Below are 12,393 nucleotides of genomic sequence, written 5' to 3' on the forward strand. Positions count from 1 at the left end.
CCTGCGCTTGTCTGCTCCCGAGGCTTCCAGAGCGTCGGACTGAGGAAGCATCCGACGGTGGGTCTTGAACCTGTTCCGCAACGTAGTTCTCCCCGTAGGGATCACTGAGGCTGGTCAACCAGAGGCCGAAGCCTCTCCTTTAAGGAGGGGTGGTTGACGGAACCTCCTTGATGTTCATCCAGAGAATGCGTACGGACGGGTTGGAGGACGAAGGCCGTGCGGAACCGACAGCGGCGCGTTGGTCGGCGCGCCGGTCGTCGGGCCCGTATGAAAACCTTCGTCCACGTCCGGTGAGAAGTGTAGAAAACGGGAGTACTGCGAATCGAGTAGGGGAATTCCTGCGCGGGACCTCTTCCTTTCATGGTGGTCGTGGTGTATGGAGCGGTCAGGGCCCGTGCGGGCCGAAGCGGACCGGGTCAGATCGGGTCATGTCATGTCATGTCCTCACCTTTCACGCATCCCGATCGGGAACCGTGAACAAGACATAGGCCGCACCCCGAAGGATGCGGCCCTGCTTTGTGTCGTCGGCCTCTTCAGCCGATCAGAGGATCGGCCGATGGAGCCGGTTCAACCGCTCTCCGATCAGAAGATGATCGGGTCGAAGGTCCCCGCGAAGAGCACCGAGGCGCGGAGCGCCAAGGCGCCAAGGATCGCGCAGACGCCGCCCGCGATGACCGCGCCCTTCCCGTGGGTGAAGGAAAGAACCATCGGGACGACGAGCCCGAGACCCACGGCGCCCGCCCAGAAGAGCGCCGAAGCGGAGCCGGACAAGAGGTTCTGCGCGGCCGCCGCGGCGCCGGGCGAACCCTGGAACGCGACGTGCACGAACGAGAAGAGCACGAAGGCTTCCCCGAGGTGGATGATGTTGGCGGCCTGAGGGAACCAGGGGCGGGAGCCGCCTTCCAACTTCCCGGCGGCGCCCATCACCTCGGCGAGCCCCATCGCGCAGGCGAGCCCCGAGAAGATCCAGAGCACCGGCAGCGCGCCCGAGGTCCAGAAGGGGACCCCCACGGCCTGCGTGAGAAGAAAGCCCGAGTACGCCGTCGCGGCGACGCCGAGAACGGCGTCGAACATGAGGAGGCACTTCGATTCCGCCCAGGATTCGCCCAAGGGCGTACCCGCCTTCCCGGCCTGCCAGATGCCCCACGACTGGATGACGGTCACGACGCAGAGCACCGCCAGGATGCAGATCCCGATGAACATCCAGCTCGTGAAGTTGAAGCTCCAGGAGAGGAGCGCGTTGATCGCGGCGAAGGGGAGGTTCAGCATCCGCCCCAAGTGGGAGACGACCAAAAGCGTCCCCACGATCGCGGCGGCGGTCGCGATGAGGTGGATCCTGCGGGATCGGAGCCACAGGTTCATCGTGAGGCTCATGCCGGCGAGCCCCACGAACCAGAGGAAGAACGCGATCGTCCAGCCCCAGTGGCTCGTGGCGGCCTGAGGGGTCAATTCCATGAATTCATACGTGATCATTTGGACACCACCACGAAGAAGTTGGGTTTCGTTCCCTTGTGCGGGAGGAGCTTTTCAGACTTGACGCGGGCCAAGTGACGCGAGATCGGGCTCGCCGGATCCTGAACGTCCCCGAACATGCGGGCGTTCACGGGACAGGCTTGGACGCACGCGGGGTTTTCGCCCGCGGCGACGAGCTTCTCGCAGCCCTCACCCATGCACTTCATCGGCAGCCCCGTCACCGGGTGCGACCAACGGACGTCGTAGGGGCAGGACGCGACGCAGTAGTTGCAGCCGACGCAGCGTGAGGGATCGGTCTTCACCTGGCCCGTCTTCGGGTCGTGGTAGTTGGCGCCGAAGGGGCACGTCGCGACGCAGGGCGCGTCCTCGCACTGCTGACACTGCACGAGGATCTGCACCGGGCGCTTCGCGCGGTGGAGCGTGATTTTTCGGATGTTCGACGGCAGCCAGTCCCAACCGGCCACGGTGTCGTTCAGCATCTCGGGGTAGTTCGTCTGCGCGCACGCGACGATGCAGGCCGAGCACCCGACGCACTGCGTGGCGTCGAAGAGGTGCGCGAGCTTCTTTTCAAATTTCTGAGTCATTCCGCTCTCCTCAGACGCGCTTCACGCGCACGGAACTGTTGTTGGCGAGGTTCCCGGCGACGGGCTGGGCGTAGCCGGTCGCGAACCAGTGGGAGTTGATCCCTTCCCTCACCCAGGCGTAGTTGTCGGGTAGGTTCTTGGTGCGCACCCCGCCCGAGAACCCGTGCGAGAAGAGCGCGCCGGGCATGACGCGGTTCGTCACCGTCACCTTGGTGCGGCCCTTGACGCCGGTGTCGAGACCCTCAAGCTCGACCATGTCGCCCGTCTCGATCCCGAGACGCTCGGCGTCGACGGGGTTCATCCAGACGGTGCGGTCGCCGAGGAACTTCTGCGGCCAGGTGAAGAGCGTGACGCCGGAGGAAGACGCGCTGTCCTTGCCCGAGACGAGATAGAACTCGTCCGAGCGGGGCTTCGGCTGCGCGTAGGCCTTGGGCGCTTCGTAGACCGGAAGCGCGCAGAGCCCGTGCCCGCTTTCGGCGTGCTTCGCGTGATAGTCCTTCTCGGCGCAGAGGAAGCTCAGGATCTCGGGCTTGCCGGTCGGCGTCCCGAAGGGCTTGACGTACGGGTACTGGCCGAACTTCTTGACGGCCGTCCGGGCCCAGCCCTTCTCGGCGATCTCCGCGGCGATGCGGTCGCCCTCTCCGGGTTTCGCCTGGTTCTTCCCGTCGATGAACTTCTTCCAGGCGGCGTCCGTCATGCCGTCGAACCACGCCTTCCACTCTTCGACCGTGTCGATCTTCTTGTCGTACCCCAGGCGCTCGGCGGCGCGCTCGGGGAACGCACGGCGAAGGATCTCGCAGAACTGCCAGATCTCGTGGCGCGCCTCGCACCCTTCGGGCGGGTTGAGGCCCGCGTCGTTGATCTGGACGTTGCCGTCCAGCGCCCACTTGACGCCGGCGTACTCGTGCCACTCCAGGAAGAAGGTCGAGGGGAGCACGTAGTCCGCGTAGTCGATCACTTCGTGCGGGAGGATTTCCTGGACGACCAGAAGTTCCGTCGCCTTCAAGGCCTTCGCCATGCGGTCGGAATTGGCTTCCCGGTGGAACATGGTCGAGCCCGTGACGAAGATCGCCTTCACTTGGTAGGGCTTCTTCTCAACGACCGATTCGAAGACCGACGCGAACGTCCCGGAGCTCTCGGGGAAGACCAGCTTGTCGAGGCTCTTCTCTTTGGTCGTCTCCCACGTTTGGCCCTTGGGGCCCTTGCCCTTCCCGCCCGAGGCGGAAGCGGACGGCATCTTGAGGCCGCCCCCCTGCGTCACGACGAAGCCGCCCTCACGGTCCAGGGACCCGGTGAAGAGGTTGATCATCGACATGAGCTGGTAGGCTTCGCAGTCGTTGCCATTCCTGGACGAGTACCACCCGTCGTCGCAGACGCCGCCCTGCGTGAAGAATTCGCGGGCTATGCGCACAATGGTGTCCGCAGGGATGCCGGTCTCGGCGGAGGCCTTCTCGGGCGACCACTGGGCCGCGAGCTCGCGGAAGAGATTGAACGCGGTCGTTACCTCGACGCCGCCGACGGTGCCCTGGTATTCGAGTTCGGGGTCGACGCCTTCCGGGTCCTTGAGCCCGGTCACGGAGCCCTTCTCGTCCTTCGTGACGACCATCGGAACCAACTTCGCCGTCGCCTTGTCCATGACGACGTAGGCGGAGGCCTCGGCGGAGATGCCCGCGGCGGCCGCGGTCAGGGGCTTCATCGAAGCCTTCTCGACCAGGTACGGGGCGTTCGTCCACTTCGCGAGGAACGCGAGGTCGGCGAGGTTTTCCTCCATCGCGACGTTGATGAGCGAGAGGAGGAACGGCGTGTCCGTTCCCGGGCGGATGGGCACCCACTCGCAGTTGCCGAGTGCACCCTCGGGCTGACGCGGGTCGACGAAGACGACGCGGGCGCCATCTTCGCGGGCTCGCGCCACGACCGCGGAAACGCCCATCGCACAGTTGAAGGTGCGCCCGACGGCCAAGAGATACCGGCAGCGGGCGTAGTCGGGTTCGACCTTCCCGGCGCCGTCGAAGCCTTTGCCGAAGACCATGCGGCGGCCCATGATGGACGCGGAATTGCAGGTCGAGCTGTGACCGATGACGTTGGGGGTGCCCAAAGCGCCCCCGAACCACTTCTGGAAGCCCGAGAAGTTGTGCGACGTCATCGCGACGGCGCGCTCGCCGTCGGTCTCGACGATCGCCTTCACCTTCGCGGCGATTTCGTCGAGCGCCTGGTCCCAGGAAATCTCTTCGAACTTCCCTTCGCCCTTTTCGCCGACGCGCTTCAGGGGCTTCTTCAAGCGGAGCGGATGGTTCCACATCCACATGGCGGAGGCGCCGCGCGCGCAGCAGCCGCGCTGCGGGTGCGTGGGGTTGGGCATGATCTTGACCGTCTGCTGCGACGGCTTTTCGCCCTTCTTGTGCATCGCCAACAGGCCGCAGTAGCCGCCGCACATGTTGCAGGCGCAGGGGTGGGCTTCCCAACCCTCCTCCTTCATGCGGGCGACTTCGGCCTCAAGCGCGGTCCAGGGCATCGACGCCGCAAAGGCGGCGGCGCCGGCCGCGCCGATCAGCGTGCGGCGCTGGACCGGAAGGCCGTGCTGACCGTTCTGACCGGACGGGCCGGACTTGCCGGTGTTCTGGGTCGTCATGGTGGTTCTCTCCTCATGGGGGGCGAAGCGGCGGCTGGTGAAGCTCAACCGTGAGGCTTCAACGTACTTTCTGAAAGGGGCTGCCGGACTCCGCCCGAGTTTTGGAATCACTTGCCGGGGTCAGGCGTCGGGTCTCGTTGCCGGAGAGAAGCCGCGGACGATTCGATGGTGGGGCCAAGAGAATCTGGGCGTGCCGCGGACGGACTCCCCGCCGACCGGGCCCGTGCGGGGTGGAAACCGGACGGTCGGGCGGGCGGGGAGCCGACGCCTTCCTCTCCGGGCTGGTCGGCGGCGTCGTTCGGAAACGCAGGGTCCCCGTCCTTCGCCGCACGCCCGTCCCGGAAGTGATCGCCTCATCCTGAAGGAGTACTTCCGTACGCCATAGGGGGATAAACCCACAAAAAAGCCCGGAGCGCTATTCCGTTCAGGGAAAACGCATGCCTTAGGCAGAAAGCCCTAATTCTTCCGGAGGAGGATAAATCCCTGAAGTTCGGGGATTTGTCGTGTTCGGAAAAGTGAGATGACTTGAGTATCTGAGAAATATGGTCGGGTTTTAAATATCTATGAGCCCGATAGAGGGGAGCTAAATCGGCTGTTTGTTCAGTTTCATTGGAACCGGAATACGGAACGTGTGATTCCGCTGAACGGTCTGAAGGGCTGAAAAGAACTGTCCGGGTGAGCGCTTCCTCAATACTGAACCGGGTGTCCCGGGTTTAGAAAAGAGATTCGGACATTCGGTAAGTTGATCGAATGTTGTTGGGTTGAGGGCTGCTCTTTAAGAGGGCCGCTCTTCCCGATCGGGAAGATGGGTGCGTGCCCGGACGGGGCCGGACGGCGGCCGACCCTCGGCTTCGTCGGCACGGCAGTTGGAGTTCGGCCAGGGCGGATGTACGTCGCGGCGCCATCCGATAAACTTGAAAACCGAACGCGGAGAAGCGTTCCCGGGGGTTGGCGTACGACCCGTCCGTCCAGTCCGCCCTCTTCTCCGCCGGTCCCGGTTTTCCCTGGTTTCCCCCGGTTTCACCTTTTCTTCCGTCCACTCTCTTTTGGGTTTCACTGAGACCCTCGACCCCGCCATGCTCGAAGACCTCCCTCACGACCACCGCCGCCCGATGCGCCGCGCCGATCGCGAAATGACGCCGAAAGAAGCCTTGGAACTCCTGCGCCGCACCCCGAACGCCGTGATGGCGACCGCGGACGGCGAAGGCCGTCCCTACGGCGTCCCCGTGACGGTGGCGTTCGTCGAGGGCGTCTTTTACGTGCACGGGACGTCGGCGGGCGGGCGCCGGAGCAGCAACTTGACCGAAAACCCCTTCGCCAGTTTGACCTTCGTCGTCGAGGGCGGTTGGGACGCGGAACCCTACTCGCTCTTCTACGCCAGCGTGATCGTCGACGGCCGGGCGCGGATGGTGACGGACCCGGAGGAGAAGACCGCGGCGCTCTTCGCGCTGGCGGACGTGTGCGGGCGCGAGCGCCCGCACGAGCACAAGCGCGCCTACATCGAGTCGATGGCGGACGCGGTGGAGGTCTGGGCGATCGAGCCCGAGCGGATTTCGGGGAAGCGCCGAGCGCCGAAGGCGTGAGTCCGCGCGTCTCAGGCCTCTTCATCCACTCTTATTGGTGCCTTGAGACGGAGCCCCTGACGGGGCTCTTCTTGTTGGCGGCCCCTGCATCGCCCAATACCAGGGCTCGAAGCGTCTTTTGGCGCCCCGGATCCTTCAGGACATGCCGAGCGCTTCGAGCGGCTCATCGAACCCTTCGCCGGCATGGCCGCCGTCACCATCGCGGCAGCGAAAGCGCAGAAGACCGGCCTCTTCCATCTCAACGACCTCAACGCCCCGTTGTTGGGCGTCTTGAGAGAGGCCGTCGAAGCACCCGAACGCCTCATCGCGGACTATGAAGCCCTTTGGAGATGGAGAAGACCTTCGAGAAGAACGACAACGCGGGCCGCTTCGCCGAACGGTTCCTGCCGTCGCTGCGCGCCCCCGCCTTCTGGGAGGTCGTGCCCCTCACCATGGGCGACTACGACGAATTCACGATCCGCCCCGACGAAATGCCGATGGACGCCGCGAGGCGGATTCAGGGCGGGAACGACTGGTCGGAGCGTCTGGAGGTTCCGAGGAAGCTCCTGAAGAAAGATCAGCTGGAACCCTACGCGAGGCTCTTCGACTGATGACGGCGGGGGCGCCCGGAATGCCCGGAGCGCCCTGATGTGCTCGGATGCGCCCTGATGCGTCCCCACGGATGGAGAGCCTGCGGACACGGTCCTGCGAAACGTGCCGACGACGCCGCGGCGCACTGCTGAAGAACGAACGAAGAACACGAGAAGAAAACGAGATGGTGAAGAAGCTCAAAGCCCCGAAGACGGTCCTGAAGACGATGCCGAAGAAGACCGCGACGACGGCGAAGACGCGAGGGGCACACTCCGCCGCGAAACCCCGTCGTCGGACGACCTTAAGATCCGGATCAAATTTGAGGTGGGACTCACGGACGGCGACTTCGGGGTCCTTCCGGGCGAAGACGTTGAGGCGCCCGAGGCGGCACCCTACCGGATCTTCCCGACGAAGACGCTCGAAACTTTGGCGGACGGAGTGCTCAAGAACCTCCGTAAGCGCGAAGGCTCGATCGTTTCCGCCGCGCCGGGGACGGGTGCCCGGACGGCGGCGTTGGTGGCCGCTGACCGGCAGGTGCTCAAGCGCAACGCCAGCATCGTCATCATCGCGGCGCCCGCCGGGCTCGTCCAACACTGGCGGCACGTCCTCAAGACCTTGAACGCCACCTTCTCGGTGCACAAGGCGGTGCCGGCGAAGTGGGTGAACCGTGTGCCCGTGATCGTGGTGCCGTTCGCCGACTTCTGGAAGGACGCGGAACTCCTCTGCCGTGAGGTGAAGCCGAAGATCCTCATCGTCGACGGCGCGCTCGGCCTCGCCGCGAACGCTTCCGACTGGGACGACGTCATGCCTTTCGCCCTCTCCGGGATCCCCGTTGTCGCGCTCGACACGGCGGGCGGGTTTGAGCGGGCGCCCGCGGACGTGGGTGTGAGAATGCTCAAGGCCGTCGCCCCCAAGGTGAAGCTCCCGAAGCTTTCCGAAACCCCGGAGGGCCGCGAGGCCGACGGGGAAGCCTTCGAGGCGGCTCTCATGGATGCGGCGAAGTCCTGCCTCATCCGGGCGGACTGGGCCTGGATGACGCATCAGACCTTGGGGCTCGATCCCGACGAGACGCCGGGCTTCGTGCCGATGTTTGCGGAACTCACCACATCGCCCGGGACGCGCATCCGCAGCGCAGCCGCACCGAAGAAGCCGGCGAAGGCCGCTCAGGCCTCGCTCTTCGACGATGGCGGGCTTTTCGGTGCGATGGACGACGCCCCTCCTCCGCCTTCCAAAACGCCCAACACCCCGAAGGGGAAGCTCCTCGTCGAACTCCTCGCTGAGCTTTCCGCCGCCGGGAAGCTGGCGCTCATCCTCACTGGCGACGCCCGCAGCGCGGAGGAGCTCAAGCTCTGGTCCGCGAAGGCCGTGGGGAAGCCGGCGAAGGTTTTGGAGGTGACGGGGCCTGAAGGTGCTTGGCTCGGGCAGTTGAAGGCCTTCGCAGAGGAAGCCGGAGATGTCGGCGGTGGCTGCGTGCTCCACGTGACGGCAGATGGGGTCCTTCCGGCTTGGGAAGGTGGTGACGAGGCCGAGCTCTTTGACGACCGCGTCGTGATCGTCGACCACGACCTTTGGCGCTCCCGCGTTGAGGCCGGCATGGATCCGGATGTCTCGGGGCTCTTTGCGGGGGTCACTCAGGCGAAGCCGCTGACGGTGCTCCTCACCCAAAATCGCGGCGAGGAGTACGGCGTCTTCGAGCGGTTGGTCGGTGGCGAGGCGCGCGTGGGCCGCAGGCTTTTCGCGGACTGATCGGGAAAAGCAATCCATTATGGGCATGAAGGGCGAGGTTCGACCGGGTGTCGGGCCTCGCCCTCTTTTGTTGTCCCGGAAACGTTTCCAGGTGCTTGTGCCCCATGACGGTTGTTTTGGGTCTTCTATGAAGTGGGTGGAAGTACCCGAACGAGCAGAAGACCCGCGAGTTCGGCGTGGGCGTCAACGGCTGCGCCGGCATGAAGAACGGCGTCAACGCGATGATCCAGTCGTCGTGGAGGTTCTGAGCCATCAAGAAGAATGCATGGGAGGGAGCCCGCAGAGCTGGTCATTGGGGGAATCTGTGGGTTCCCCTCCCATCTTCAATCCAGTCGTACAGCTGACCCAGGGGGGCCAGTCTCCGACGGAAGCCGCCGCCGGTTCGCACCGCGGCGGCTTCGTGTTGAAGGGCCAAGCCCTACGGTGAGATCGGGAAAGAAGAAGGCTGAGAAGAAGAAATCAGCCTCTTCGGAAAATCTGCGAGAATCTTCCGGACGGCTCGGAGAGCCCTCTTCCGGCCGTCTCTTCTCACCGTACCCGACGACTTCCCCCGACGACCCATGTTCCACATCCTGCTCGGCATCCTGGTGGGCGCCACCATGCCCGTACAAACGAGCATCAACACGATGCTGCGCCGTCGGTTGGGGTCCCCGTTTTCCGCGACGCTCGTCTCGTTCTTCGTCTCGACGGTGCTGCTCCTCTGCGCCATCCCTGTGGTGGGGCTTCCCTGGGAAAAGCTCGCCGTTTCGGCCTTCGACGCCCCCTGGTGGGCGTACACGGGCGGGCTCTGCGGGGTGTTCGGGTTGGTCGGGAACATCCTCCTCATGACGCGGCTCGGGAGCGTTCAGACGATCATCTTTCCTGTCCTCGGGCAGATCCTGATGGGACTTCTCATCGACCACTTCGGCCTGATGCGCTCCGACGTCAACCCGCTCACACTCCTTCGCGTCGCGGGCGCCGCGCTCGTGTTGGGCGGGGTCGTGACGGTGGCGGCCGCGAGAATGAGCGGGAAGGCGCTGCCGGCGCAGTCCCTCGCCCATGAAGAGGAGCGCCCCTCGGCACTCTCGCTTCTTCCCTGGCGTCTTCTCGGCGTCGCGATGGGGATGGCGGGCGCCGTGCAGGTGGCCGCGAACGGCTACCTCGGGCAGCACGCCGAGTCGCCGCTCTTCTCCGCCATCGTGTCCTTCGGCGGGGGCGTGCTGATCCTCGCTTCGATCGTTCTCGCGTTGGGGCTTTTGAAGGGCTCCGCACCCAAGGGCGACGCCGTGCCCTGGTGGTCTTGGATCGGGGGCGGCATCTCAGGCGCGATCTACGTCTTCTCGAACGTCATCATCACGGGCGTCCTCGGGACCGGCACGACCGTGATCGTGTTTCTTCTCGGCATGACGTTGGGCGGGGTCCTGGTCGACCACTTCGGTCTCCTCGGTGCGCGTCGGGCGGCGATCAACTGGGTGAAGGCCCTGGGGCTTGCGGCCGTGATTGCGGGCGCGGCCCTGATCAAGGGGACCGGCTGATCGGGTGAGGTGAAGCCGGCCTGTTTCCGGTATCCGGTTTCCGGTGCACGGTTTTTTGCCCTGGCATCGGGTTCAGAAAAGGCGGGAAGCCCTCTGAATTTTTCGAAATCGGGCACGGCTTGCGGCAATCCGACAGCGGTTTCGTTATGGTTTCGACCCGGGTACTGTTCAGGTCGGGTGACGTCATTTTGTCCGACACATCAAAGCCTCTTTTACGACACGCAACGGACGGCTGATCCGCGGTAAACCTATGCGGGTGGAAGACGGGCGCTCAACGATGCCTTCACGGCGTTTTTCACGGACGCACGCTAGTCATGTTCACAGAACACGCTGCATACCAGGGATTTTTAAAGAAGGAAAACGGTCGTTTCTTCGACAAATCCGCGTGATAGAACGACGGGTGCGGCCGGGGTTCGCCCCGGTCTGAAGATTTGCGCCACGAGCCCCGTTCTCCCCTGCTCGCCCGGCGTACGACGACTCACCCGATCGGGCACGCCACGTGCCGAAGCGAAAGACCACGATGCTTCAAAAGCGAATGAAGAGAGAGGCTCATGACTGGAGCCTCAGGATGAAGGCCCTCACCGTCGCCGTGACGGTGGCGTTGACCGGCGCGGCGCAGGCTGCGGTGACCATTCCGGAGAGCTGTCCCGAGGGGGCGAACGGCAACTGCGTCCGGATGACGAAGGAAGGTGAGCTCACCAAGCTCCACCTCTCCGGTCAGGGCTGGGGCCGGCGAATGTCGACAAGTCCGTCGGCATCTGGAAGACGAAGGCGGGTGAAGAACATGATCTCACCGTCATCGCCGACTTTGAGGCGGACACGGCCGTCAGCGTGATGCTAGGCGGTCAGGCGTTCACGAAGGTTCAGGGGACGAGGACCGACCCGACCTACAACGCGACGATCAATGGGAACAAGCTCTACATCAACCTGCGCGAGGGCGTGACCACGACGGTCTCGTACAAAAAAGAGTCGATGCTCTACTCGTTCGGGGGTGAGGTTGCCGGCGGTTCCGCATCGGGCGGCGCAATCAGCAACAACCTGGTCGCCGTCAAGGGGACACTCAAAGACGACAAAACGCCCGGGAACACCGGTGCTCTTGCGACGGGGCTCATTGTCGGCGGCACCTACAACATCGCGAGCAACACGAACCGCGTCGACTCCGTGATGTCGGGGAACATGGTCGAGATTGAGAACGCCCACATCAAGAAGGCCCAGGACGCCCGCGGCACCGGGATCTTCGGCGGGTACATCTACCTCACAGCGTCGAACAGAAACCGCACGAACCCGACGGATGCGACGGGGAACCGCATCGAAATCCGCAACTCCATCATCGACACGTCCTCTGTGGGCGGCCTCTACATCGGGAACGTGCCGAATCCCGGCGACAAGGTTCGGTGATCAGCAAGAAGAACTCGGTGTTGATCGACCACTCGACGCTCAATCTGGTTCACACCCACTACTCGACCGACTACGGTTTCTTCGGCGGGCAGGACGAAGGCGACCAGGGGATATGTCGAGCGAGAACACGAACACCGTGCAGAACTCGCACCTCAACGTCGACCTCGACGCGAAGCCCTTCCTGGTCTACGGGGACCGATTCGGGACGGCTTCAGAGAAAAACGACATCAAGTTCGAGAACGTCGAGATCGATCTCAAGACCACCAAGCCCGACGCCAAGGGCGTGATGGCGATCTTCGGCGCGCGCTCCCGCAAGACCGCAAACGACAACAAGATCTCGATCATCAATACGAACTTCACCGGAGATACCAAGCGGGTCGGTCTTATCGTGGGCGCCACGGTCGATGCCTACATTTCGTCCTTCTCGGAGCGCGACGTCACGAAGCAGCCGCCTCTCGAAGGAGCCAATCGGAACGTCATCGAAATTCGCGGCTCGACCATCCCGGGCGGGGGCCTGATCGCGGCCCGGTACTACGACCACGACAAGGCGAAGGTCGACACGACGAAACTTCGCTTCGAAGAAAACCGGATCGAAATCCACGACACGAAGCTCGGGGCTCAGAACATCTTCGCCGTCCGCGACGGGATGCCGAATCTCTACGACTGGACGGCCGAGAACAACCATTTGGTCATCGGGAAGAACGTGACCGAGGTGGACGGCTCCACCCTGTCGCTCGCCAACCTTTGGGGCGCGAGCGGCGGCCTCCCGATGAAGAACTTCAAGGGAAACACCTTCGATCTGAGCTCGCCCGTCATCACCGAGAGTTTCGGCGGCGCACAGCATCTGGCCTTTCACGTCGACCAAAAGACCTGAACTTCCCGCCGATTTGACACTC

The 12,393-nt window shown here is 64.1% G+C and carries 9 protein-coding genes and 1 pseudogene; 7 read left to right on the top strand and 3 right to left on the bottom strand.

Features of this window, described 5'->3' with window-relative positions; all coding sequences use genetic code 11:
• Nucleotides 1-582: 582 nt before the first annotated feature.
• Genes nrfD through HMPREF9440_RS04225 form a run of 3 tightly spaced genes read right to left on the bottom strand, consistent with a single transcriptional unit; the run spans nt 583 to nt 4,686 of the window.
• On the bottom strand, nt 583-1,473 hold the full coding sequence (nrfD, locus tag HMPREF9440_RS04215; protein ID WP_008541812.1) for an NrfD/PsrC family molybdoenzyme membrane anchor subunit: 891 nt from the start codon (nt 1,471-1,473) through the stop codon (nt 583-585).
• Nucleotides 1,470-2,057 carry a 4Fe-4S dicluster domain-containing protein gene (locus HMPREF9440_RS04220; protein ID WP_008541813.1) on the bottom strand — a complete coding sequence of 196 codons (588 nt, stop codon included), beginning with the start codon at nt 2,055-2,057 and terminating at the stop codon, nt 1,470-1,472. Before HMPREF9440_RS04220 ends, nrfD begins: the two co-directional genes overlap by 4 nt.
• 10 nt (nt 2,058-2,067) lie before the next feature.
• A complete protein-coding gene (locus HMPREF9440_RS04225) occupies nt 2,068-4,686 on the bottom strand; it encodes a molybdopterin-containing oxidoreductase family protein (protein ID WP_087943818.1) in 2,619 nt (872 codons plus the stop codon).
• Nucleotides 4,687-5,762: 1,076 nt separating this feature from the next.
• Here HMPREF9440_RS04225 and HMPREF9440_RS10470 point away from each other — a divergent pair.
• The 7 genes and pseudogenes from HMPREF9440_RS10470 to HMPREF9440_RS04255 all read left to right on the top strand — a co-directional run bounded on the left by HMPREF9440_RS10470 (nt 5,763) and on the right by HMPREF9440_RS04255 (nt 12,371).
• Nucleotides 5,763-6,269: a pyridoxamine 5'-phosphate oxidase family protein gene (locus HMPREF9440_RS10470; protein WP_050816102.1), complete on the top strand. Its 507-nt coding sequence runs from the start codon at nt 5,763-5,765 to the stop codon at nt 6,267-6,269.
• A 165-nt stretch (nt 6,270-6,434) separates the two neighbouring features.
• Nucleotides 6,435-6,584: pseudogene (locus HMPREF9440_RS12410) on the top strand (hypothetical protein); the annotation flags it as partial.
• A 14-nt stretch (nt 6,585-6,598) separates the two neighbouring features.
• Complete coding sequence (locus tag HMPREF9440_RS11885; RefSeq protein WP_008541821.1) at nt 6,599-6,859, top strand: hypothetical protein; 261 nt, start codon at nt 6,599-6,601, stop codon at nt 6,857-6,859.
• A gap of 304 nt (nt 6,860-7,163) precedes the next feature.
• Nucleotides 7,164-8,585: a hypothetical protein gene (locus tag HMPREF9440_RS04240; protein WP_187364783.1), complete on the top strand. Its 1,422-nt coding sequence runs from the start codon at nt 7,164-7,166 to the stop codon at nt 8,583-8,585.
• A 560-nt stretch (nt 8,586-9,145) separates the two neighbouring features.
• On the top strand, nt 9,146-10,099 hold the full coding sequence (locus HMPREF9440_RS04245) for a DMT family transporter (RefSeq protein WP_008541826.1): 954 nt from the start codon (nt 9,146-9,148) through the stop codon (nt 10,097-10,099).
• A gap of 834 nt (nt 10,100-10,933) precedes the next feature.
• Nucleotides 10,934-11,497 (top strand): hypothetical protein, encoded by a 564-nt coding sequence (locus HMPREF9440_RS04250; protein ID WP_008541828.1) that lies wholly within the window; start codon nt 10,934-10,936, stop codon nt 11,495-11,497.
• 112 nt (nt 11,498-11,609) lie between these two features.
• Nucleotides 11,610-12,371 (top strand): hypothetical protein, encoded by a 762-nt coding sequence (locus HMPREF9440_RS04255; protein ID WP_008541829.1) that lies wholly within the window; start codon nt 11,610-11,612, stop codon nt 12,369-12,371.
• The last annotated feature ends 22 nt before the right edge of the window (nt 12,372-12,393 follow it).

This window comes from Sutterella parvirubra YIT 11816, from assembly GCF_000250875.1.
Taxonomy (GTDB): Bacteria; Pseudomonadota; Gammaproteobacteria; order Burkholderiales; family Burkholderiaceae_F; genus Sutterella; species Sutterella parvirubra.